The sequence below is a fragment of the uncultured Aquimarina sp. genome (assembly GCF_947495315.1).
GTDB lineage: Bacteria > Bacteroidota > Bacteroidia > Flavobacteriales > Flavobacteriaceae > Aquimarina.
The window spans coordinates 102,386-125,609 of the sequence record NZ_CANLYD010000010.1 but is presented as its reverse complement, the minus strand read 5'-3'; the positions used below and the strand labels follow the sequence as shown (position 1 = coordinate 125,609).

Annotated in this window: 21 protein-coding genes and 2 tRNA genes; 12 read left to right on the top strand and 11 right to left on the bottom strand. The window is 32.6% G+C overall.

Annotated features, from left to right (window positions below):
• Positions 1-10: 10 nt before the first annotated feature.
• The 6 genes from Q0910_RS17475 to Q0910_RS17450 form a co-directional block, all read right to left on the bottom strand.
• Positions 11-1,546, bottom strand: a complete 1,536-nt coding sequence (locus tag Q0910_RS17475; RefSeq protein WP_299219171.1) for an amidohydrolase family protein — start codon at positions 1,544-1,546, stop codon at positions 11-13.
• A gap of 88 nt (positions 1,547-1,634) precedes the next feature.
• Positions 1,635-2,453 carry a helix-turn-helix transcriptional regulator gene (locus Q0910_RS17470; RefSeq protein ID WP_299219169.1) on the bottom strand — a complete coding sequence of 273 codons (819 nt, stop codon included), beginning with the start codon at positions 2,451-2,453 and terminating at the stop codon, positions 1,635-1,637.
• 695 nt (positions 2,454-3,148) lie between these two features.
• Positions 3,149-4,789 carry a DUF4932 domain-containing protein gene (locus Q0910_RS17465; RefSeq protein ID WP_299219167.1) on the bottom strand — a complete coding sequence of 547 codons (1,641 nt, stop codon included), beginning with the start codon at positions 4,787-4,789 and terminating at the stop codon, positions 3,149-3,151.
• Positions 4,786-5,097: a hypothetical protein gene (locus Q0910_RS17460; RefSeq protein WP_299219165.1), complete on the bottom strand. Its 312-nt coding sequence runs from the start codon at positions 5,095-5,097 to the stop codon at positions 4,786-4,788. The genes Q0910_RS17465 and Q0910_RS17460 overlap by 4 nt, the downstream gene beginning before the upstream one ends.
• Positions 5,081-5,593: a sigma-70 family RNA polymerase sigma factor gene (locus tag Q0910_RS17455; protein WP_299219163.1), complete on the bottom strand. Its 513-nt coding sequence runs from the start codon at positions 5,591-5,593 to the stop codon at positions 5,081-5,083. The genes Q0910_RS17460 and Q0910_RS17455 overlap by 17 nt, the downstream gene beginning before the upstream one ends.
• Positions 5,594-5,601: 8 nt before the next feature.
• On the bottom strand, positions 5,602-5,928 hold the full coding sequence (locus Q0910_RS17450) for a DUF6249 domain-containing protein (RefSeq protein ID WP_299219161.1): 327 nt from the start codon (positions 5,926-5,928) through the stop codon (positions 5,602-5,604).
• A gap of 537 nt (positions 5,929-6,465) precedes the next feature.
• On the opposite strand from Q0910_RS17450, the gene Q0910_RS17445 reads away from it, so the two are divergent.
• Both Q0910_RS17445 and Q0910_RS17440 read left to right on the top strand, forming a co-directional pair.
• Positions 6,466-7,284 carry a LytTR family transcriptional regulator DNA-binding domain-containing protein gene (locus tag Q0910_RS17445; RefSeq protein WP_299219159.1) on the top strand — a complete coding sequence of 273 codons (819 nt, stop codon included), beginning with the start codon at positions 6,466-6,468 and terminating at the stop codon, positions 7,282-7,284.
• Positions 7,285-7,407: 123 nt separating this feature from the next.
• Positions 7,408-8,232, top strand: coding sequence for a cupin domain-containing protein (locus tag Q0910_RS17440; protein ID WP_299219157.1), 825 nt, complete (start codon positions 7,408-7,410; stop codon positions 8,230-8,232).
• A 296-nt stretch (positions 8,233-8,528) separates the two neighbouring features.
• On the opposite strand, the gene Q0910_RS17435 is transcribed toward Q0910_RS17440, so the two are convergent.
• Positions 8,529-8,613: transfer RNA gene (locus Q0910_RS17435), tRNA-Ser, on the bottom strand.
• A 170-nt stretch (positions 8,614-8,783) separates the two neighbouring features.
• Here Q0910_RS17435 and Q0910_RS17430 point away from each other — a divergent pair.
• The gene (locus tag Q0910_RS17430; protein ID WP_299219155.1) at positions 8,784-9,836 is read left to right on the top strand and encodes a M28 family metallopeptidase; all 1,053 of its coding nucleotides are present in this window, start codon (positions 8,784-8,786) and stop codon (positions 9,834-9,836) included.
• A gap of 83 nt (positions 9,837-9,919) precedes the next feature.
• Here Q0910_RS17430 and Q0910_RS17425 read toward each other — a convergent pair.
• The 4 genes from Q0910_RS17425 to Q0910_RS17410 form a co-directional block, all read right to left on the bottom strand.
• Positions 9,920-9,995, bottom strand: a tRNA-His gene (locus Q0910_RS17425).
• Between the two features lie 59 nt (positions 9,996-10,054).
• Complete coding sequence (bshB1, locus tag Q0910_RS17420) at positions 10,055-10,771, bottom strand: bacillithiol biosynthesis deacetylase BshB1 (protein ID WP_299219153.1); 717 nt, start codon at positions 10,769-10,771, stop codon at positions 10,055-10,057.
• A 1-nt stretch (position 10,772) separates the two neighbouring features.
• Positions 10,773-11,942, bottom strand: coding sequence for a PLP-dependent aspartate aminotransferase family protein (locus Q0910_RS17415; RefSeq protein ID WP_299219151.1), 1,170 nt, complete (start codon positions 11,940-11,942; stop codon positions 10,773-10,775).
• Between the two features lie 103 nt (positions 11,943-12,045).
• Positions 12,046-14,289: a response regulator gene (locus Q0910_RS17410; RefSeq protein WP_299219149.1), complete on the bottom strand. Its 2,244-nt coding sequence runs from the start codon at positions 14,287-14,289 to the stop codon at positions 12,046-12,048.
• A 274-nt stretch (positions 14,290-14,563) separates the two neighbouring features.
• Between Q0910_RS17410 and Q0910_RS17405 the strand changes: the two genes are divergently transcribed.
• The 9 genes from Q0910_RS17405 to ribB all read left to right on the top strand — a co-directional run bounded on the left by Q0910_RS17405 (position 14,564) and on the right by ribB (position 23,219).
• The gene (locus tag Q0910_RS17405; RefSeq protein ID WP_299219147.1) at positions 14,564-15,202 is read left to right on the top strand and encodes a peroxiredoxin; all 639 of its coding nucleotides are present in this window, start codon (positions 14,564-14,566) and stop codon (positions 15,200-15,202) included.
• A gap of 81 nt (positions 15,203-15,283) precedes the next feature.
• Positions 15,284-15,598 carry a thioredoxin family protein gene (locus Q0910_RS17400; protein ID WP_299219145.1) on the top strand — a complete coding sequence of 105 codons (315 nt, stop codon included), beginning with the start codon at positions 15,284-15,286 and terminating at the stop codon, positions 15,596-15,598.
• Entirely contained in the window at positions 15,579-15,836 is a 258-nt protein-coding gene (locus Q0910_RS17395) for a hypothetical protein (RefSeq protein WP_299219142.1), read from the top strand. Before Q0910_RS17400 ends, Q0910_RS17395 begins: the two co-directional genes overlap by 20 nt.
• Before the next feature lie 131 nt (positions 15,837-15,967).
• On the top strand, positions 15,968-16,468 hold the full coding sequence (gene tpx, locus Q0910_RS17390) for a thiol peroxidase (RefSeq protein WP_299219140.1): 501 nt from the start codon (positions 15,968-15,970) through the stop codon (positions 16,466-16,468).
• A 9-nt stretch (positions 16,469-16,477) separates the two neighbouring features.
• Positions 16,478-16,846, top strand: coding sequence for a diacylglycerol kinase family protein (locus tag Q0910_RS17385; RefSeq protein WP_299219138.1), 369 nt, complete (start codon positions 16,478-16,480; stop codon positions 16,844-16,846).
• Between the two features lie 67 nt (positions 16,847-16,913).
• Positions 16,914-19,388, top strand: coding sequence for a DNA translocase FtsK (locus tag Q0910_RS17380; protein ID WP_299219136.1), 2,475 nt, complete (start codon positions 16,914-16,916; stop codon positions 19,386-19,388).
• Positions 19,389-19,441: 53 nt separating this feature from the next.
• Entirely contained in the window at positions 19,442-20,077 is a 636-nt protein-coding gene (locus tag Q0910_RS17375) for an outer membrane lipoprotein carrier protein LolA (RefSeq protein ID WP_299219134.1), read from the top strand.
• Between the two features lie 73 nt (positions 20,078-20,150).
• Positions 20,151-21,998: an LptF/LptG family permease gene (locus Q0910_RS17370; protein WP_366142676.1), complete on the top strand. Its 1,848-nt coding sequence runs from the start codon at positions 20,151-20,153 to the stop codon at positions 21,996-21,998.
• 69 nt (positions 21,999-22,067) lie between these two features.
• Positions 22,068-23,219: a 3,4-dihydroxy-2-butanone-4-phosphate synthase gene (gene ribB / locus Q0910_RS17365; protein ID WP_299219133.1), complete on the top strand. Its 1,152-nt coding sequence runs from the start codon at positions 22,068-22,070 to the stop codon at positions 23,217-23,219.
• Positions 23,220-23,224: the final 5 nt, after the last annotated feature.

The following is a 23,224-nucleotide window of genomic DNA, read 5'->3' as shown; positions in this document are numbered from 1 at the left end:
ATTTGTATGTTTATTTTTGATATTTATTTATTTCAACATTCCTATTATCGTTGTTCACTTCTTCAATTTTATTGAGAATTCTTTTAATACCATTTTCATCAATTCGATAATTATCAAAAAAAACCATCTCTATGGATTTTGTGTTTGTAATATCTTCAAGGGGGTTTTTAGAAAGTAGGATTAAATCTGATTCATAACCAACTTCAATTTTTCCTGTTTTCATTTTCATAAATTTGGCTGGGGCTATGGTCGAAGCATTGAGAATTTGGCGGTTTGTAAAGCCTACATTTGATAGAGACTTCATTTCATCATGAAATGAAAAACCTGGAACTACACCTGCGACATTAGTATCTGTTCCCACAATAACAGTAGTATTGTTTCTGGCCAAAGCACTGCACATTATTTGAATGGCTTTTATATAAGCATCATTATATATTTTAGATTTTTTTAATCGTTCAGGATCTTCCAATATTTTAAGGTTTTCATACTCATTATTACCTGGTAACCATCCTTGACGCAAGCCCGAACCTTCAATCACCCCAGGATTGGCGTACTTAAGTTTTATAGATTGTATGAAATCATCCAGATTGAATTTCTGCTTCGGTAAACTTTCCATCAACCAAATGGTAGTTGAAACTGCAATGTCATTTTCTCTTAGTTTAATGGCAATGCTATCTGCATTTTTTTTAAGATATTCTAAATAGTCATTTTCGTCACCATAACCTACACCACCAAAGGCTTCCATTGTACTTTTGGTAATTTCTTCCACGTGGGCTAACTGTGATTGTCCTGAGGTATATAAAGTTTCCAAAGGTATATCATAAGATAAATGTCCAATAACAGGTATATCTTGTTTTTTAGCCTCATCGATAATAGTAGTATAGGTTTCCTTATTAAGTAGACTTCCTAGCTTAACAGCATCGTAGCCTTCTTTCTTAAAATTCGCGATACCTTCCCGTGCGGATTCTACACTTTGATAATGAATGGCACCACCATAGTTTTTGCTCATTTCGGCGCTAAAACCCTTTTGGCTTCCTACCTTGCTTGAAGCAACATACATATTAGGACTTATGGAACCATTTTCTGCTTCTTTTTTCCATTCAAGATGGGTCTCTGTACCAAACATTTCAGCAATTGAGGTAACTCCATTAACTAAGTAAAGGTACAAATCATTCTTACTGTTTAATAAATGCGTATGTGTATCTACTAGTCCTGGTATTAAGAACTTACCATCACCATCAATGTAATTAATGCTTTTCTTTAGAGTTTCAATATTATCTATTGCTACTATACTGCCATTTTTTAATACGATGTTTTTAACAGTAAAACTTGAACTGTCATTTATATAAGTATTGACGTTTTTTATGCCAATGGCTCCATAAGAATCAAAATAAGAAGTTGGGTCAATAACTTTGATTAAACTACCTGTATGTTTTTTTATTTGGTGGCTAGACCATAGATATTCACCCCCTAGAGCTAATGCTACTAGTAAAACAATACATATTAAAACTTTTATAATTATATTTTTTCTAAACTTAAGTTTCATTCTTTTTTTATGTGGTTTGGTTTTTATTATTAATTCAAGTGTAGTTCAATGTCTATAACTCGGCTATCATTGTTCTATTTTGAAATGTTTATGTAAAGGGTAATTGAGCTTTGTTGTCGAATATTTGTATCATTTTATAAATAATTATGACTTCGAGTAAGCCTGCTAACATCTGTATAGGAAGCCCTATGGGGTTTGTAAATAGAAAGAATATACCAGCGATAATCTCTAGTGCTCCTGCGAAAACGCAAACGAGACCTAATGATGAATAAAGTTTGATTAGCCCAATACCAAAAATTATACTCAACACACCAAATGCGGCTGAAATAATCATTTGCACTATAAGGCTATTCAGCGAATGGTAATAAAGAGAAATTATATCGTAACTTAGAATGAATACCATTATGCTCAACAAAATTATAGATATGATTTTCAATAGGTATGATTTGGTGCGAGCGCCAATAGTTATAAAGCCATAAATAAACAATGTATAGTTAATCATTACCAACAGCTTAATAATGACATAAAAGTTTTCGCTATAGTCCATTATCGGGATAAAACTCGATTCCATAACTTCTATTAAATCGGTATCTTTTAAAAGGCGTGTAAAATCCATTGGACCTTCTATAAATCCAAGCAGTAGATACCCTATTCCGGCAATCCAAGATATAGTCAACCATTTAGATGATTTTTTGGAACTGGATTGATCAATTTCAAATACACTCATATTACTGTCAAGCGCAGAAAGTATCTTTTCTATAGTATGATTTCTGGGATTAGCTTCACCGTTTTCTATACGTTGTATGGTTCTTACACTTATACCAGAACGCTCTACAAGACTTTCTTGAGTAATACGTTTAGATTTTCTTAAGGCCGCAATCTTTTTCCCTAATTCTGGTTGCCTCATCAATTTTTTTACTTTTTGTGCAATTAAATGTTTTGACCGGATACTAACAAGTTTTGCTATATTATTTTGCCCGTCGTTGCCCCGTCATTTCTTAATGAGATGTTTAATGTTTTGTTTTTCAGTATTTTATAAGAGGTGTCTTTAGTGTGTAAGTCTGTTAAAAATAGAAAACAGTTTAATGTAATGGCCTAGTTATTGTCAAATAAACTTGTCACACAGGAAAACGATCTTTTGAATAATCTCAAAAAATGGCTTGAGTATAAATGTGAAGTAGTTCTGTAGATATTCTATAAGAAACCAATAAAATAGGAATCAAGAAGCATTACTAATAAATCAGAATAACTCTATGAAGAGTGAGTTGACTGTCTTATAAAAATGACATATTTTTAATGTTTTGATTACGATTATTGTAGATAAAAAAGGCTTGGGTTCGGTTTAAAATATTTCTAAAATACCAAGGACTAGTAAGATGGATTATTTTCAATGATCTCTGAGTTAGGGTAGGGGCTTTCAATTAAGTTCTTTAGCCTATGGCTTGTATTATCTTTTGATTTTACCTGCTTATGAGAATTTTATTCCCAAGACACCTGAGACCAAAAAATACTCCAAGCTAAAGTCTGTAGGTACCTTAGGTTATGAAAACCTTAAAAGCCCAAAATATAATAGGAAGATAATGGTAAGTCGATATTTCATATTTAATATAGGTTGGGGCGCCATAATCTTCCATAGCTTTCAAAGTTACCCTTATCTAAGCAGACTAGATTCTTAGCTACCCAGTAGTGAAAGTTATCCTTTGATGGTGAAAAGTTAAAATTTACTATATGCTCTACTTGTTGCGCTGTATAAATACTCATCGTTTTTTTAGAGTTATAAGGGCTTACCCAAGAGGTTACCAATTGTAAATCCTTAGCCTTTATCTGACGATTTGTGATTATGAAATTTTCTTTTATTATTACTGGAAGATTTGATAGATGCTTTTGCAACATTAAATTTCCAGATGGTGTACCAAAAAGTACAATATCTGAATTACTCAAATCTTTTTTTAATGCTTCTTCATCAGTGATGAGTTGAATTTTGTCAGAAAACATTTTGCGATAGCTATCTACCCAGTCTATCATTTTTTGTTGTAATAGAGTGTCATCTTCTTTACTACTCACGATAAAATAAGTAGTACTATCTTTTGCAAATTCATAAGGTTTGGGTACTTCAGGAATGTTAGTGTGCCGTATTGCCTCAACTTCATTTTGTTTTTTTGTAATATAATTTTCAGGGATGTTATTAAATACCTTTAACAATGTTGGCATAAACTGGTCAAAATGCACATACTTTTCACGATTTTGGGTATAATCATCTAACGCACCTAAAATTAGGTCTGTATATATAAATCGTCGGGCTTTGAGTAATTTATAGAACAAATGTTCTGACAGCTCATTGTCGTAATAGGTCTTTGTAATTTCTACCACAGCAGCTCTTACAATATGCTCATTTACCGTCACACGCCAGTCCCAATAGCCTTGTTGTTGCATCGAAGACTTTATGGGTTCATAAAGGTGTTCAGACTTTTGTATTTCAGTAATGTATTGGTCAAAAATGGGATTGATGAAACCGTGATTGAACTCATGAATAATCAATTCAGTTAGTCCTATACTCGGATTATAGGTTGGTAGACTTCCAGAATGCGTATTGGTTTCAATGATTGCATATAAATCTGTTTTAGCATTGCTAGTAATGGATTTCCCAAAGTTTCCATAGCCTCCTGTCAAGTTCAATAAAATGTTATACGAATTCTTTTTCTGACCAAAGTAGGCTTCCATATTGTCTATAATGGTAAAATCCCTGAAATTGTAAGCACTATTCTGCAGTATTTGTTCGTAAAACGGTCGCTTAATGTCATTAAAAAATGTCTTATAATCGTTTGCTTTTGCGAAAGTGGACATCGCAGCAGCTAATTTGTTCAATTGCTTTAATCCACCACCACGTTCGATAACGCCTTTATCAAGTCCATCCTTAAGCTGAAGCTTATCATCAAGATATAGCAAAAAATAAATAGGGTCGTCTATAGCCCAACCTTTTTGGAAGGTTTCAAATAATATTTCGGGCGCTTTGTTTGATTCGACATCTTTAAAATAACGCATACATTCTTCTTTATAAGTAATGTTGCTTAAGCTCATTTTGGGGTGGCCAGCTTGTATCGCAATGATATTAAAAAGCTCTAACTTATGGTCGATAACAAAGGTGATGTCGTTAACCGTTACTTGGTAAGATTGATAACTTGATGGCTCTGCTAAAGCTTTTTGCGATAGCACAATAAAGATAATTAGGATGATTCTTTTCATAGTTTATATGTTTTAATTGATGTTATTTTATTAAATAACAGAAACATCAATGGCGTAAGCGTAATTGCGGTAGCTATTGCGGATGTATTTGCATTAAGGGATACTTTAAATACCATACAACTGATGATGAATACTAAGTTTAGAATCAAAAAAATGCACAGCAGTTGTATCGAAGTTGTTTCTTTTTTTTTAGGGCGCTCAGGAAGTTTTATCTTATTCATAATGTCTCTTACAGCAGCATCCGGAAGTTCTTTGATATTTTCTTGCAATAAGGCTTTATAGACCTCATTTTTAATTTCTTGTTTCATTGTGTTTCTGCTTTAGTTTTATCCGTGCACGATGCAATATGACTTTAATATTAGATTTGCTTAAATTGGTTATTTGTATAATCTCCTTAATACTTTTCTCCTTTAAGTAAAATAGCGCCATAACCAGATATTCTTGTTCATTTAAGATGCTCATCAGTTCTTTTACTTTAGACTGGGATTCGTTATCCTCAATTATTTCACAGGTATCATTGATAAGCTCCGACCTATAAGATTCTGTGTTTCTTTTTTGAACTATTCGCAAAGCTTCCCGATATACAATTTTATACAACCAGGTTGAAAATTGCGCTTCTTTCCGAAACCCCTTTATGCCCTTAATAACCTGAATAAAAGCATTCTGCACACTGTCCTTTGCATCATCTTCATTTTTTGTATGTTGCAGTGCAATGGTATAGGCAAAATCCTTATGGTTATGTATAAGCTCGTTTAAAGCTCTCCTGTCACCATTTTTAGCTCTAGTTATTAATTCTTTTGACATAGATGGTTCTAATCATTCTTGATGACTCTATAAAAAATCAGTGAACCAATACCAAAACTTAAAAAGAGCATTGTGAGATACCCAACAATCGGGATGATTACTGTGTAATGAACGAGCAGATATCCAGATACTACACCCAATGCAAGTGCAATCGCAATGATACCTCTAGAAAGGCTGTTTAAGCGCATTTGTTCCAAAGCATCTTGAAAAACAATACTCTCGCCTTTTTTAATGAGTTCTATTTTCTCTTTGTGTTGGTTTTTTAAATAGTATGCTAGAACTACTGCACAAGTAATAATTGAAACCATGAAAGGGATTTGCCAAAAAGTTACCATAAATCTGTTTTTATTGTTTAGAGGATAGAAAATAGGAAAAGGTTACAAATCATTAAAAAATAAATATATGTATTTCATTGTATCATTATATGAGATCTGTGACTTGAGTTTTTTTGTAAGAAAGGACTACCTCGACTTGCTTCACTTTTAATTAAACCTCAATCCTCAAAGATATTGAATGTTGGGCAAGTTGCTAATGAATATGAAATCAGTCAACGTACTGTATACAGAGATTTATTGGGATTTGAAGATGCAGGTGTACCTATGAGTATGAACCAGCTATAAGAGCACAATATGACGTTTTGATGGAGGAGCTTGAGTATAATAACTTAGTCTACAATGCTAAGTTTACCTTTGAACCTGTCTCTTCATATTTTTTTAATTCAAACTTTAATATTTAGAAAATAAAATTCTGAAGGTTAAAATGTTTCAATTTAGACGCATCCGTAGATGAGATAATTTTATACATTTGAGTATAAAAAGGATGAGTTTAATCATAAAAGTTAAACTGACTTTTTTCAAAATTATTTTTATGTAATGTTCAAATTCGTTTACACACCATTCCCTAGACCTAAAAAAAACTTTAAGAATGTATTTAATATTTTTTTATTAGGGTTTATAGCCAGTCTATTCATTATATTCTTTAAGCCATTTGCTATAGTCGATAATGGTATCTGGTACGTTAAGTTAATTATCCTTGCCATGGGAGTTATTTTTTCATTGTCTATATATACAATGGAATTCCTTGTTCCTAATATTTTTAAAAGACTATTTCAAAAATGGACATTAGGTAAAGCTATTTTATGGTACACATGGATGATATTTTTTGTGAGCGGTGTCATGTTTCTAGTTAAGAGTTTCTTGGCAGAGTTTAATGATTTTACTTTACTGGAATATGTAAACGTTATTGGAAGGGTTTCCGGGATAGGTTTAGTTGTTTCTTTTTTTACCTTAGGAATTGTTAGCTATTTTAATCGTCAAAAGATTGCGTTACTATCATCAAAAGAAACATATCAAATTACTGCACCTAGAGTTAAATCTATAGAGCTAAATCTTGATGAAGTCATGTATATTATGAGTGACGATAATTATGTGGATATACATATTAAGTCAAATAATGAAAGAGAGAAAATCGTATTTCGCTCTAGTCTTAAGAATATTGAAAATCAAATTGTCAATCCGATATCACCAATATATCGTTGTCATCGCCAATATTTAATCAATACAAATTTCTTTAAAATAAAAAATAGTAAGCGTAGAAATATGTCAATTGAGCTTAAAGAATTTGAGGATGAAATTCCAGTATCTAATAAATACACCAATACTGTTTTAAGTTTATTGCAGTCTCGCCCCTAAAACCTGCTCATTCTCCACAAAGCCTAATGTTTATTGAGTTTTTAGTATTTTGTGTTATTCATTTGTGAAGTGAAATTTTAAATCATTAATCAAATGAAAACTTCAAAAAGAATGAAAATTATTATGACCGCACTATTTTGCGGTACGTTGACAGCGAGCATATTTGCTCAAGGAACAAGTGTTTCAGATGTAGCGCCAGAAATTACTAAAGAAATCAAAACTACTTCTAAAAAAGAGGCAGAGAGCATAATAAAAGCCTATGTTAACGATTATAAAAATGATCGTCATGCCAGCGAAAAACGCATAGTAGGGATAGAAGTGCCTGAAGCTAATGGGAAATGGACCATTGAAAGTACTGGCAAAAAGAAAAGTGAAAAACAATGGGAAGTCAAGATCAAAGAGGGGTTGCCAAATATTCCAACTTACGTCTACCGTATTGAGCTAGAAACCTTAAAGGCTATTGGCGAAGGAAAGATCAATGCACTAACAGCTCAAGGCAAAGCTTTTGGTAGTGATTATACACCAATGAGTGTTCTAGAAATAAATGGGTACAAGCCCACTGTGGACGACGATGGTGATTTGAATGCCTTTTCGTTTCATTTTTGGACTAAAGGTTTTCCGGAGATAATTCCATTTCATGAAAAAGCGACACGTAAAGCACATGGCTCAAATTTTACCGTTTTTTATTATGAGAAAGGATTACGTACCGCTTGGTACAGTGTCTCTCCTGGAGATAAAGTACGTAATGACCCTCGCGAACAAGCCAATCCGTTTCCTATGATGTGTGTTATGATTAAAGGAACTATTGAAGGTGAGGTTGATGGTGAGCGTATTACTGTTTCGGCAGGAAATACCATATTCATTCCTGCCAATGTAAATCATAAATGGTGGAATGATTCTGATAAACATGCAGAAGCAATTCTTATCATGTTTGGTAAAGGAGCTTAAGTCAATTAAAAGTAAATACGACTTCATTTTAATAGATTAGTAAAAAAAATCTATTCTCAATATACCTGAAAACAAAAAAATGCTTCACATCTTACAAGTGAAGCATTTTAATGAATGCTTATAAAGAGAGATTGTCTTATGGCTTGTTGATCACACCTTCGTGATAATAAAGCTCGGTAATACATTAGTAGTATTTAGCGTTTTCTTTTTCCATTCACTTATGAAAACTATGTTTTCAATATTCATAAGAAAAGAAAAAGCCCGATTTCTATTCAGAAACCGAGCTTTGCTCTTAGCGGAGAAAGAGGGATTCGAACCCCCGGAGGTGTGACCCTCAACAGTTTTCAAGACTGCCGCATTCGACCACTCTGCCATTTCTCCAGTGTTTAGTCTCATCAGGTATTCCCTGAATGCGGGTGCAAATATAATAACCTTTTTTAATTCTAAGAAGATTTTTTACAATTAATTTTCGGTATTTTTTTAAGAAAACATTCGCAAAATGATCTCCCTCTAAATCTGTATATTGCATAGTGTTATAAAAAAAGAATTCAATGAGAAATGTTTTAATCATATTTAGTTTATCTATTCTTTATTCCTGCGGCAGTTCACAGAATTCATCAAATACTGGTAGTTCTAGTTCTTCAAAAGCAAAAGAGGATAAATTGGATGTTACATCTTATGCAGAAACTATTACTGCAGAAGAGCTTAAGGAGTACTTATTTACGTTCGCAGGAGATGATTTTGAGGGCAGAGATACTGGAGAACCCGGTCAGAAAAAGGCAGCAGAATTTTTAAAAGATCAATATAAAAGAATGAATATTCCATCGCCAATTGGGGATGATGATTATTTTCAGGTGATACCGGAGAGTTATTTTAGAGGAGGTATAAAATCTTCAGAAAATGTGTTGGCGTATATAAAAGGCTCCGAAAAACCTGATGAAATTGTAGTGTTGTCAGCTCATTATGATCATGTAGGGGTTGATAGTAAGGGGAATGTGTATAATGGAGCAGATGATGATGGATCAGGAACAGTAAGTCTCTTGGAGATAGCTGAGGCTTTTGCAAAAGCGGCTAAAGATGGTCAGGGACCTAAGAGATCCGTATTGTTTTTACATGTTACTGGTGAGGAAAAAGGATTGTATGGGTCGAAATATTATACAGAAAACCCTATTTTTTCATTAGAGAATACTATTACAAACCTTAATATCGACATGATTGGTCGTATTGATAAAGATCATGAAGGTGATGATAAGAAGGATTATATATATTTAATAGGTAGTGATAGATTGAGTACCGAATTGCATAATTTAAGCGAAGAGGCAAATACTAAATATACTAAACTGAATCTTGACTATACTTATAATGCAAAAGACGATCCTAATCGATTCTACTACAGGAGTGATCATTATAATTTTGCAAAACATAATATTCCGATTATATTTTATTTTAATGGTGTTCATGAAGATTATCATCAGCCTACAGATACTCCGGATAAGATAGAATATGATCTGATGACCAAACGAGCTAAACTGGTCTTTTATACAGCTTGGGAAGTGGCAAATAGAGAAAAAAGATTAGTGGTAGATGGTATTGGAAGTGAATAGCCAATGTTTTTAATAACAGTAAAGAAATTTAATTGACTATAAATTAAAAAGACTCTGCGCAAACAGAGTCTTTTTTTTGTAAAGGGTGGAAGACGGGATTCGAACCCGCGACCCTTGGTACCACAAACCAATGCTCTAACCAACTGAGCTACAACCACCATTTAATTTCGGCTGCAAAAATAAGGCATTTTTATATTTCTACAAAGTAAAAAATGAAATTATATTAAATCAAAAATAGAATCTACTGCAGCATAGCGTTCTACGGTATAACCTTCTGCATGTTCTACACCAATAATTCTACCTAGATCAGCCGCTCGATACTCAATACTGTCTTTAAAATTCTTACTTGATATTGGAGTAGACGGAGCTTCACTGTCGGTATCGAAAAATTGAGTTTTGTATGCCATTACGCTTTCCACCTTTTTATCTATATATCCACTTATGTCAACAACAAAGTCAGGTTTAAGAATTTCCCATTGAATATAATGATACACCTTTTTTGGTCTCCAAGCATTTTGAGTTTTACCATTTAGGGACGTTTCTATTTTGCGTAAACCAGATAAGAAACAAGCATCACTAGCTAATTTACTACCTTTTCCGTGATCTATATGACGATCCTTAAAAGCATTGCAAAGAACAATTTCCGGTCGATATTTTCTTAGTATTTTGATAATAGCTAGCTGGTGAGCTTCATCATTCGTAAAAAAACCATCTCTAAAACCTAAATTCTCTCTAACAGATACACCAAGTATTCTTGCAGCGTCTTTTGCTTCTTGGTCTCTTATTTCAGGAGTTCCTCTTGTTCCCAGTTCTCCTCGGGTAAGATCTAGTATCCCAACTTTTTTACCCTTATCTATTTCTTTCGCTAGCGTGCCTGAACAGCTTAATTCCACATCATCCGGATGTGCGCCAATAGCCAGAATATCTAATTTCATATTAGTGCTCAAGTTCTAGTATCTTAATTTTTTCTAATGCTTGCTCTATATCTCTTATTAAGTCTTCTTTTTCTTCAATACCAACACTAAACCTTAATAGTCCATCTTTAATTCCTTGATGTTCTCTTTCTTCTTCTGTAAGTAAGGCGTGTGATGTTAATGTAGGAGAAAGGATAGTGCTTTCTACTCCGGCGAGACTCATAGAGCTTTTTATCAGTTTTAGTTCTTTTTGAAATTTACTTGCATCCAGACCTTTTTTTAATTCAAAAGATAGCATGCCACCAAATCCTTTCATTTGTTTTTTTGCTATTTCGTAATCAGGATGAGACTTTAATCCTGGATAATATACAGCTTCAATATCGGCATGATTTTCTAGCCATTTAGCCATCTTTTTTGCATTCTTATTTTGCTGTTTAACTCTTAGCCCCAAAGTTTTAATACTTCGTTCTAACATCCACACAGTAAAATCACTTAAACTGCCTCCTAAGTTTTTTGCTAAATGAAATATTTGCTCAATATTCTTTTCAGAAGAGACAACTGCTCCGGCAAGTATGTCACTGTGCCCTCCTAAATATTTTGTTGCAGAATGTAAAACAATATCAATACCTAGTTCTATTGGGTTTTGATTTACTGGCGAAGCAAAGGTGTTGTCAATCATTGTTGTAATTCCTTTCTTCTTTGCTAATTCTGATATCGCTCTAATATCTGTTATCGTTAATAGAGGATTAGAGGGGGTTTCAATGTAGATTACTTTAGTGTTTTCTTTAATTTTTTCTTCAAATCCGCTAGTATCTTGAGAATCAACAAAAGAATATTCTATACCGTATTTATCGAATTCTTCATTTACCAGATTGACAGTTCCTCCATATAATGTGCGCTGTAAAACTACATGATCACCTTTTCTAAGAAAAGCAAATAAAGTAGTACTTATTGCTGCCATACCACTACCGAAAATCAATGACGCTTCTCCTTTTTCTAACCGAGCAATTTTTTTACATAATGCTTCCTGATTAGGTGTGTTAAAATAGCGGGGGTATCTTTTGATATCCACATCTTCAAAAGCATATGAAGTAGAAAGGTATATCGGAGATATAGCTCCTTTAAATTGTTTGTCTTCTATTTCCCCAATATGGGTGCAAATGGTATTAAAACCGATGTTTTTTGAGTTCATGTTTGTATAATAAGCTAGAAATTGTGCTCTAAAATAATATATTCAGTGATAAGTGTGATATGCTTTAACAGAATAAATTACACAATTAAATAGTTGTTAGAATCTAACTTATATATTTCACTTTCGAAATATTTTTCATGATCGTCTGGAAGAATTGCTGAGTGTCATACGGTTTAATGATTACATCGTTCATTCCTACAGATAATGCCTGATCTCTTATTTCTCCTTCCTCTACTGCAGTAAGTGCAATAATAGGGATATGTTCATTAAACGTTCGAATCACTGTAGTAGCATCCAATCCATTCATCTCTGGCATATTGATGTCCATTAGAATTAGGTCAAAACTTTCGCTTTTTACCATCTCAATAGCGTCCATACCGTTACTAGCCAAATTACAGGTGTATCCTTTTTTCTTTAGGATGTTCTGGGTTACAATCTGATTGATTTTATTATCATCAACAATAAGGATGTTAAAATTGGTTGTTCCAATACTAATCGTTTCGCCTGTTTTGGATGAAATATCCTGCTCTTTAACTGCTTTTTCGTAACTGAGATCAAATGTAAACTCAGATCCAACTCCATCTTCGCTATTAATAAAAATCTCACTGTTATGAAGATGGATTAATTTTTTCACAATAGCTAAACCAAGTCCCGTACCTTCGTATTCCTGATTTTGATTCTTTACTTGTGCAAAATTATCAAAAATAGTCTCCTGCTTACTTTTAGGAATACCAATACCATCGTCTTTTATAATAAAACGTAATTTATAATTATCATCTTGATAGTCAAGACATTTTACTTTTATCCAGATGTTTCCGTTATTTGTAAATTTAAGAGCGTTACCAATAAGGTTCATTAATATTTGTGATAACCTCACTGAATCTCCAAGTAGTGTAGTTTTTATATTGCGGTCTATATCAATATGTACCGTATTGTTATTGTGTTTTTGTTTCGAATGAAGCGAATTTACAATTCCTTCTATAAGTGATCTTAGGTCAAAAGAAACTTTTTCTAATTTAACTTCATTAGTTTCAATTTTACTTAGTTGTAATACATCATTAATTAGGGCAAGTAAGTAGTCTCCAGAGAATTTTAGAGATTCGAGATATTCATTTTTCTTTTTCTCTTCAGGGTTTTCCATAAGTAGAGAAGTAAGACCTATAACTCCATAAAGAGGTGTTCTTAATTCGTGGCTTACAGTGGATATGAATTGCGATTTGAGGGTAGAAACTTGCTCAGCAGTTTCCTTAGCATTTACAAGTTCCTTGTTTTTTTCTATAAGGTCGTTGTTTAGTTTTTTCTTTTGTAAATTATTTTTGTATGCACTAATCAAAAATGCAAGAGAAATTAAAATCAGAACAACCCCAAGAATAATACTGATCTGCCATTTGATCTCTTTAGAATAGTTTTCATCATCTTTCTTATTAGCTTGCTCAACTTGATCTTTCATTTGATCTACTCCAAACTCTATAGTAGCTTTAAGTAACTCAATTTCTTTTGTCAGATCTTCTGATTTAGAAAGGCTTTCATAGTGTTTTTCTAGAAAAGGGGTTGCTAATTCGAACTCTTTTTGATTTTTATAAATTTTATACTTTGTCATATACGAAGTAGCCAGCTCCTTATGATAAGTAGAAATTAATATCTTATTATTGTTAGTGTTATTAATTTCATCAGTAGCAAAGGCTATCGCATTTTCTACATGTTCATTAGCCCTTTCATATCTTCGAACTCTTAAAAAATACTTGCCAAGCAGGTTGCTCAATTTGGTTTTTTGAGGACTTGATATATTCATGTCCGTACCAATTAATGCTCTTACTTTAGTCAGATATCCATCACTAGTTTTGTAGTCATCATTATTAATATAATATTCTGCAAGATTTAATAATGGTTTCACCATTTTAGTGGTATCCTTTATTTCTTTTGCGATTTGATACCCTTTATTATAATGTTCAATTCCTTTATATAAAGTAGAGTCTGATTTGATAAAAAGGTTTCCTAAATTATTATATAACTTGGCTCTTAGGTAAGTAGTCTTAGAGCTTGAAGCATAGGTAAGCGCAGTCCTGTAATTAGTAATAGCTATGCTTTCCTGATTGTTGAGTTCGTGTACTCGAGCAATAACATCGTGAATCTTAGCTAGGTTCTTTTCGTCATCATTATATTTCGCAGTTTTATATGCTATCTGAGCCTTTTCTAAAGCCTGCTCATATTTATATTCTTCCAGTAGAACTTCGGCTTCCTCAATGTATGCTTGAATATCACTTCCATCCAATGAAGTTTGGGCCAAAGTATTTAGTGAAATAAATACTATAAATATTATAACTACTTGATTAAGAAAGTTTCTCAACTTGTTAAGTTTTTAGTCAATGGTTAAAGCGAAAATACAAAAATAGATTGTATGAAGTGTAAATCATCGTGTAAAAAGAACAATTTATCCGTAATTTATGTAAGGTATTTCATTTTCTTGTAAGAATATTTTAAATAACTGAAGGAATTTTAATGTATTGGCAAAAACTATCAACACATAGAAAATTAAAATTATCCTTGTATTAAGGTTCGATTAGGAGGTGTATATTTGCCACTTCGAAAATTAATTAATTACACTTTAAATAAATAAAAAAATGGCATTTGTAGGTAAAAAATTTCCAAATCTTAGCGTTGATGCAATGAATGATATGGGAGATACTTTCAAACTTAATGTATTGGAAGAAGCAAAAAATAACAACAAAAAAGTATTACTATTTTGGTACCCGAAAGATTTTACTTTTGTGTGTCCAACAGAATTACATGCTTTTCAAGAAGCTTTAGTAGAATTCGAAAAAAGAAATACTATTGTTATTGGTGCTTCTTGTGATACTCCTGAAGTTCATTTCGCATGGTTAAATACATCTAAAGATAATGGAGGTATAGAAGGTGTTACTTATCCTATATTGGCAGATTCTAATCGTAACCTTTCAAGTACGTTAGAGATTTTAGATATCACAAATGAAACTTATAACGAGGAAACTGGGATTGTAACAGTAGAGGGTGATAACGTTACATATAGAGCTACTTACTTAATTGATGAAGAAGGTACTGTTTTTCACGAAGGTGTAAACCATATGCCTGTTGGAAGAAATGTAGCGGAGTTTTTAAGACTCATTGATGCATATGCTCATGTTCAGAAAAATGGAGAGGTATGTCCAGCAAACTGGGAAGAAGGAAAAGATGCTATGTCTGCTAACAGAGATGGAGTAGCTTCTTACTTAGCTGCTCATTAATAACATATCTTTTTTGATTATAAAACTTCTCTGAATCACACTTCAGAGAAGTTTATTCTTAACCTTATAATTATATAAATTATGATCCAAGAATTAACTACGGATAATCTTTCTGAAGTTGTAAATGATAATACCACAGTAGTAGTTCAGTATTCTGCTACCTGGTGTGGCAACTGTAGAATAATGAAACCTAAGTTTAAGAAACTAGCTTCAGAGAAAAATGATACTACTTTTATCATTGTAGATGCAGAAAAAAATCCTGAATCCAGAAAAATGGCTACAGTAGATAATCTTCCTACTTTTGCAACCTTTAAAAATGGAGCTTTTGTAAATCAGGTACAGACTAATAAATTTGATGTTTTAAAAGAATTAGTAGATGAAGTTACCAATAATTAAGCATCTTACTTCTTTTATCGAAGAAAACGATGAGGATTTTCTTGTAGAGACTATTGAAACTTTAGAATCATTAACTGAAGTACCTTCGCTGAAAGATGATGAGTTAGATGTAATAGGAGAATTAATTTCTAATATGTATGGGGCTATAGAAGTAAATAAAATGATTAAAGATGGTACTTCTAAAAAAGAAGCTCTAAATAGTTTTATGCAACGCGTAATGGGGTCTATAGATTCTTAAGAAATGCCCATAGATAAATAAAAAAAACCTTCTACTACAGAAGGTTTTTTTATTTTCATAAAACTTTATGTAAAATGCCATATAATCTTACTAATTTTATAGCTCTAAAAAAAAACACAAATAATATTATTATGGCTACAATAACACTAAGTGGAAACTCAATACATACAAATGGTGATTTACCTAAAGTAGGTGATAAAGCTCCGGATTTCGAATTGGTAAATACAGATTTATCAGTGGCAAAACTATCTGATTATAAAGGATCGCGAGTGGTGCTGAATATATTTCCGTCAATTGATACTGGAATATGTGCTGCATCTGTTAGGCAATTTAATAAAGAAGCGAGTAATCTGTCTAATACTAAAGTTCTTTGCGTATCCAGAGATTTACCATTTGCTCAAGCTAGATTTTGTGGAGCAGAAGGTCTGGAAAATGTAGTGAATCATTCGGATTTCAGAGATGGGAAGTTTGGTAAAGATTACGGTTTAGAAATTATTGATGGCCCTATGAAAGGACTTCATTCTAGAGCAGTTATTGTAGTTAATGAAGAAGGTACAATTGTACATACTGAACAAGTACCAGAAATTGTACAAGAGCCTAATTATGCTGAAGCAATAAAAACATTGGCATAATTCTCTTATATGAGTAAAGTTTCTAATTTTATTACAGGTCGGTTGCGAGGTTGTGGATATGCATTAAAAGGAGCATTGATACTGCTTAAAACCGAACCAAGTATACAAGTACAGGCTGTCATAGCGATTATTATGACAGCCTTAGGTTTTTATATGAATATAACTGCAACCGAGTGGATTTTACAAATTTTTGCTATTGGGCTTGTAATGAGTATTGAAGGATTAAATACTTCGGTAGAAGCAATTGCAGATTTTATTCATCCTGATTTCCACAATAAAATTGGTTTTATTAAAGATATTGCAGCCGGAGCAGTATTTATAGCAGCAATAGTAGCGGTTATTGTTGGCTGTATTATTTATGTTCCGTATTTATTCTAGAAAATTTTTTTTCCATTTTTACGTTCCAATATAGATATTCGTATTTTTGCGATAACACATCCAAAAAATGGCAAAAAAAAGAGCAACAACAAAAAGGAAAACCACAAAAAAACCTAAAACTCCTTTAAAAGAAAGACTTACTTTATCAAGACAGCAAAAAGTTGTTTTGGGTAGCTTCTTATTCTTTTTAGGGATAGCATTATTCTTTGCTTTTGTGTCTTTTTTCTTTAATTGGAAAATAGATCAAAGTGAAATTTCTCAATTTCCAAGTAGAACTTCCTCGGCAAAAAACTGGCTTAGTATTTCAGGTGCTAAAGTGAGTGATTTTTTTATTTTTAGAGGCTTTGGTATTTCAGCTTTAATTCTTCCCGTTCTTATTTCTCTTACAGGAGTCTATTTGTTTTTTGACTTAAACAGAAAGAAATTAGCAGGATTCTGGTTTTGGGGAACGCTGGTAATGTTATGGATTTCAGTAATTTTCGGATTTGTACAAAAAGAAAGCGGTTTACTTGCAGGAGTTATAGGATATGAAGTTAATGATTTTATGCAGGATTATATTGGATTTATAGGAACAGTATTGGTATTAGCTTTTTTCGCTATTGTCTATATTGTTGTCCGTTTACGATATACTCCAGAAAAGATATCTGCTTCTTTAAAAAAGACGCAAACAGAAATCACAAAAGACTATCAGTCGGGTAGAAAGATTAATGGTTCCAAGAGTTTACCCAAGGAAAATAAAAAGGAAGTAGCTGAGAAAGAAAGTTTGTCACTTGGCGATACCAAGGATTTGTCTCTGAATACAGTTACAGAAAAAGTCAAAGAAAAGGCTTCAATTGTGGATAGTGAATCTGCAAAATCTACAAAAACAACCGTAAATGAGTTTTATGGTAATCCTGATAATCAATCCGATGAGGTTCCAGAAAAATTAATAATAAAGTCTGAAGATAATCCAGAGGATATAGCAATGGAGGTGGAGACTATTGTTGAGGAAGAAGTAGTAGAAAACCTTAGTGCTAAATTGGTAAAGGATTTTGGAGAATTTGATCCAAAATTGGAGTTAGGAAATTTCAAATTCCCGACCATTGATTTACTAAAGGATTACTCAATACAAAATGGCGGAATAACCATTGATCAGGGAGAACTCGAAGAGAATAAAAATAAGATTGTAGAAACACTTAAGAACTACAAGATAGAGATTGCTCAAATTAAGGCAACCGTTGGTCCCACAGTAACTTTATATGAAATTGTGCCGGAAGCGGGTATTCGTATTTCGAAAATTAAAAACCTTGAAGATGATATAGCATTGTCGCTGGCTGCATTGGGAATTCGGATCATAGCCCCGATTCCAGGTAAAGGAACAATTGGTATCGAAGTTCCTAACAAAAAATCTACAATCGTTTCTATGCGATCTGCAATTGCCTCATCTAAGTTTCAGGAAGCGGAAATGGAGCTTCCTTTATCTCTGGGTAAAACCATTTCTAATGAAACCTTTGTGGTGGATTTAGCAAAGATGCCCCACTTATTAATGGCAGGAGCTACAGGACAAGGTAAATCTGTGGGACTAAATGCAATTTTAACTTCGTTATTGTATAAAAAACATCCAGCTGAGGTAAAGTTTGTGTTAGTAGATCCTAAAAAAGTAGAACTAACATTGTTCAATAAAATAGAGCGTCATTATCTCGCTAAATTACCTGATACTGATGAAGCTATCATAACGGATAATAATAAAGTGATTAATACATTGAACTCTCTTTGTATAGAGATGGATGCTCGATATGATTTGTTGAAAAATGCAATGGTCCGAAATATAAAGGAGTACAACACCAAATTCCGAGCACGAAAACTAAATCCGGAAAATGGACATAAGTTTTTACCTTATATTGTTTTGGTAGTTGATGAGTTTGCCGATCTGATTATGACAGCTGGTAAGGAAGTAGAGACACCGATTGCCAGATTAGCACAATTAGCGCGAGCAATAGGGATACATCTTATTATTGCAACTCAGCGACCTTCTGTTAATGTGATAACAGGTATGATCAAAGCCAATTTTCCGGCTAGAATAGCTTTTAGAGTGACTTCTAAAATTGATTCTCGTACTATTTTGGATACTGGAGGAGCAGACCAGTTAATTGGTCGTGGAGATATGTTGTATACACAAGGTAATGATCTTGTTAGGATTCAATGTGCTTTTGTGGATACACCAGAAGTTGAAAGGATTACAGATTATATTGGTAGTCAAAAAGCATATCCTGATGCACACCTTTTGCCAGAGTATATGGGAGAAGAAAGTGGCACAAGTCTTGATATAGATGTAAAAGATAGAGATAAACTTTTTAATGAGGCAGCAGAAGTTATTGTCACAGCACAGCAAGGTTCAGCGTCTTTATTACAGAGAAAGCTTAAATTAGGATATAATAGAGCTGGAAGATTGATTGATCAGTTGGAAGCTGCAGGTATTGTAGGTCCTTTCGAGGGAAGTAAAGCCAGACAGGTTTTAGTAACTGATTTAATAGCTCTGAAACAATTATTGGACTCAGAGTAATTATAGTAAATTTGCAGAATAAAAGAGATTTTTAAATACACAGAAATAAATAGATGATAAAGAAAGTATTTTTTTTAGTTATTACCCTTTTTATTGCAACTGCTCAGGCGCAAGATGCAAAACAACTTTTAGATGAAGTATCTACTAAGGTGAGAAGTTATGATAATATTGTCATAGGATTTAAATATGCCCTGAATAACCCTGCAGAAAATGTTTCTCAGGAGACAAGAGGTGATGTTACCTTATTTGGGGATAAATATGTATTAAACCTAATGGGGACTGAACAGATGTATGATGGTAAGAAACTACATATTATTATCCCTGAAGATGAGGAGATTAATATTTCTTCACAAAATGCAGAAGATGAAGCAAGCGTTACACCATCTAAGATGCTTACGTTTTACGAAGATGGATATACTTCTAAATTAGATATAGTTCAGGATGTACAGGGAAGAAAAATTCAGTTTGTAAAATTAATTCCAATTGATTCTAAGAGTGAATTAAAAGAGATTTTATTAGGAATTGATAAGCAAACAAAGCATATTTATAAACTTATTCTTATGCAGAATAACGGAACAAATATTACAATTACGGTTAATAGTTTTAAAACAAATCAGCCACTTTCTAAAACGTTATTTGTTTTTGACGAATCAAAATATGGCAATTATTACATCAATCGTTTAGATTAGTAATATATTTAGACATTAATTTATAATCAATACACATCCCGAAGATTTCGGGATTTATTTTAGTAGCGAATAGGTGAAAATACTTGACAGATATATTCTAACGACTTTTTTAAAGACTTTTTTCCCACTCTTTATTATTATCATGTTTATTCTTTTATTGCAAACAATCTGGTTATTTATATCAGAGTTGGCAGGGAAAGATTTGGATTTTTCGGTGATAATAAAGTTTTTAACATACGCTACACCAAGGTTAATACCGATGGTATTACCACTCACTATTTTGCTTACTTCGATTATGATCTTTGGTAACTTTGCAGAGAACTATGAGTTCGCGGCAATGAAATCTTCTGGTATATCTTTACAGAGAGCAATGAGAACCTTATCGGTGTTTATCTTTTTTGTCGGAATTGGAGCGTTTTTGTTTTCTAATACGGTAATTCCCAATTCAGAAAAGAAGTTTGTTAATCTTAGAAAAAATATAGTAAAGGTCAAACCAGCTATGGTTATTACTCCCAATCAATTTAATGATCTGGGAGATATAAACATACGGGTATCCGAAAAATATGGAGATAATGATCAATTTCTAAGAGATGTAATTATTCATAAAAAAGGAGTTAGAGTAGGTAATTTTACGGTTATAAAAGCTGCTGATGGAGAATTAAAGGGTAGCATTGATTCTGATTTGATTACACTGGTACTTAATGATGGAAATTACTATGATGAAATCCAACAGAAATCTCCTAAGCAAAGAAAAAAATTGCCATTTGCTAAAACCTATTTTAAGCAGTATGTTCTTAATATGGATTTGTCTTCTTTAGATAATGTAGATATGGATGCCGAGCAATATAGTAAAGGATATAACATGCTAAATGTAAATGGGCTTCGAAATCAGCTAGATACATTATCAATCCAAGTAAATGACGAGGTGAAATCTACACAAGATGATGTAAATAGAAGAAATGGATTTAAAGAATTAAATAGGAATCTAAAAATAGATACACTAAAAAAAGCGACTATTGATACATTAGATTTGATAAACGATAGATTTAATATAAGACAAAAATCACAAATCTATAATCTTGCATTTTCTAATGTAGACGGAGTTATTAGAAGAATACAAACATCCAAAAGAACGTTAGAAGTTAAAAAAAGAGCACTCAATAAATATGAGATGTCATTGCACGATAAATATGCATTGGGTATTGCTTGTGTTCTGTTGTTTTTTGTAGGAGCTCCGTTAGGTGCAATTATTCGTAAAGGAGGATTAGGATTGCCAATTGTGATCGGAGTAGTACTTTTTCTTACGTATCATTTTATTGGAATTTTTGCAAAAAATGGTGCTGAAGAAGGAGGTGTTCCACCATTTGTAGGGTCCTGGCTTTCTACATTCATCATATTTCCTCTGAGTATATTTTTAACGTATCGAGCAACAAGAGATCGAGGTTTCGTTAGCTTTGATATTTTAATTCAACCAATTCGTGACTTTTTTAAAAAGAAATCAAATAAGTTCAAAGAAAACAAAGCTGAAAACTCATTAGTTAATGAAAAGGTTGATATAGTTATTGATGAAAATACTTTGGTGCAAGCAGAAAAAAATAAAAACGATTTTCAAGAAAATTCAACATTAGTGATTTCATTGTTTATACTCTTAGCATTGGTGAATATTTCTATTTCTTTAATATCGGAAGGCACAGGTGATAGTAAAATTATGCTTTTGCTTTTTAATTGTTTAGGGATTCTGTCATACTTTGTATTTTATATAAAGTCTTATCTTAATTATGGAAATTTTTATGCTCATTTTAGAGGAATCATAAATAAACCTTCATTATTGCTGTTTTTTATACTAGGGATTCCATTGTATCCATTTGTTTATTTCTATTATAAAAATAAAATGAACAAAGATTTGAATAAAATTAGATAAATCTAGGATACTGTTCCATTTAAGAATTATATAAATTACCTTTGCTGTCAAATTAAGAATTGTATCGTTATGTCACAGGTTACGGAGACCAAAAACAAATTGAAATTAAACACTATACAAGAGGCTATTGAAGATATCCGCCAAGGGAAGGTGATTATAGTTGTTGATGATGAAGATAGAGAGAATGAAGGAGATTTTTTGGCAGCCGCTGAAAAGGCAACTCCAGAAATGATCAATTTTATGGCAACGCATGGACGTGGATTAATTTGTACTCCGATTACAGAACAACGTTGCGAAGACCTGAAATTGAATATGATGGTTGATAACAATACAGATCCTATGGAAACAGCATTTACGATTTCTGTAGATCTAAAAGGGAATGGTGTTACTACAGGTATTTCTGCCAGTGATCGTGCTAAGACTGTTTTAGCATTAATTGACTCAGAAACAAAATCTCATGAGTTAGCAAGACCAGGTCATATTTTTCCATTAAAGGCAAAAGAAGGTGGTGTTCTAAGACGAACGGGACATACTGAAGCGGCTATAGATTTTGCCAGATTAGCAGGATTAAAACCAGCAGGTGTGATTGTAGAAATCATGAATGAGGATGGTACTATGGCACGTCTTCCTCAATTAGTAGAAGTAGCTAAAAAATATGATCTTAAGTTAGTTTCTATAGAGGATTTGGTTGCATATCGAATGCAGCATGATTCTCTAATCGAAAAGAAAGAAGATTTTGACATAGTTACTCGTTTTGGTAAGTACAGATTAAGAGCATATAAGCAAACAACGAATAACCAAATTCATATTGCATTAACAAAAGGAAGTTGGGCGGATAATGAACCGGTGTTAACACGGATTAACTCGACGTTGTTTAATAATGATATTCTAGGAACACTAACTAATAATGCGGATAAACGACTAGATGCTATGTTTACCCGAATTAATAAAGAAGGAAAAGGTGCTATTGTTTTTATTAATCAAGAAAGTCAATCTTTTAATTTGATTAATCGTTTAAAGGCTCTAAAAGAAGTTCAAACAGGCGAGGAAGTAGTAAAAGCACCAAAAATAGTTATGGATACTAAAGATTTTGGTATTGGTGCTCAGATTTTACACGACCTTAATATTCATAAATTACGATTGGTATCCAATACTGTACAACAAAAACGTGTAGGTATGATCGGATATGGATTAGAAATCGTAGAATATGTAAACTATTAGAAAGT

Excerpts from the sequence above, each read along its gene's own strand:
- Q0910_RS17475 (WP_299219171.1), bottom strand. The coding sequence starts at position 1,546 with ATGAAACTTAAGTTTAGAAAAAATATAATTATAAAAGTTTTAATATGT.
- Q0910_RS17470 (WP_299219169.1), bottom strand. The coding sequence starts at position 2,453 with ATGAGGCAACCAGAATTAGGGAAAAAGATTGCGGCCTTAAGAAAATCT.
- Q0910_RS17465 (WP_299219167.1), bottom strand. The coding sequence starts at position 4,789 with ATGAAAAGAATCATCCTAATTATCTTTATTGTGCTATCGCAAAAAGCT.
- Q0910_RS17460 (WP_299219165.1), bottom strand. The coding sequence starts at position 5,097 with ATGAAACAAGAAATTAAAAATGAGGTCTATAAAGCCTTATTGCAAGAA.
- Q0910_RS17455 (WP_299219163.1), bottom strand. The coding sequence starts at position 5,593 with ATGTCAAAAGAATTAATAACTAGAGCTAAAAATGGTGACAGGAGAGCT.
- Q0910_RS17450 (WP_299219161.1), bottom strand. The coding sequence starts at position 5,928 with ATGGTAACTTTTTGGCAAATCCCTTTCATGGTTTCAATTATTACTTGT.
- Q0910_RS17445 (WP_299219159.1), top strand. The coding sequence starts at position 6,466 with ATGTTCAAATTCGTTTACACACCATTCCCTAGACCTAAAAAAAACTTT.
- Q0910_RS17440 (WP_299219157.1), top strand. The coding sequence starts at position 7,408 with ATGACCGCACTATTTTGCGGTACGTTGACAGCGAGCATATTTGCTCAA.
- Q0910_RS17430 (WP_299219155.1), top strand. The coding sequence starts at position 8,784 with ATGAGAAATGTTTTAATCATATTTAGTTTATCTATTCTTTATTCCTGC.
- bshB1 (WP_299219153.1), bottom strand. The coding sequence starts at position 10,771 with ATGAAATTAGATATTCTGGCTATTGGCGCACATCCGGATGATGTGGAA.
- Q0910_RS17415 (WP_299219151.1), bottom strand. The coding sequence starts at position 11,942 with ATGAACTCAAAAAACATCGGTTTTAATACCATTTGCACCCATATTGGG.
- Q0910_RS17405 (WP_299219147.1), top strand. The coding sequence starts at position 14,564 with ATGGCATTTGTAGGTAAAAAATTTCCAAATCTTAGCGTTGATGCAATG.
- Q0910_RS17400 (WP_299219145.1), top strand. The coding sequence starts at position 15,284 with ATGATCCAAGAATTAACTACGGATAATCTTTCTGAAGTTGTAAATGAT.
- Q0910_RS17395 (WP_299219142.1), top strand. The coding sequence starts at position 15,579 with ATGAAGTTACCAATAATTAAGCATCTTACTTCTTTTATCGAAGAAAAC.
- tpx (WP_299219140.1), top strand. The coding sequence starts at position 15,968 with ATGGCTACAATAACACTAAGTGGAAACTCAATACATACAAATGGTGAT.
- Q0910_RS17385 (WP_299219138.1), top strand. The coding sequence starts at position 16,478 with ATGAGTAAAGTTTCTAATTTTATTACAGGTCGGTTGCGAGGTTGTGGA.
- Q0910_RS17380 (WP_299219136.1), top strand. The coding sequence starts at position 16,914 with ATGGCAAAAAAAAGAGCAACAACAAAAAGGAAAACCACAAAAAAACCT.
- Q0910_RS17375 (WP_299219134.1), top strand. The coding sequence starts at position 19,442 with ATGATAAAGAAAGTATTTTTTTTAGTTATTACCCTTTTTATTGCAACT.
- ribB (WP_299219133.1), top strand. The coding sequence starts at position 22,068 with ATGTCACAGGTTACGGAGACCAAAAACAAATTGAAATTAAACACTATA.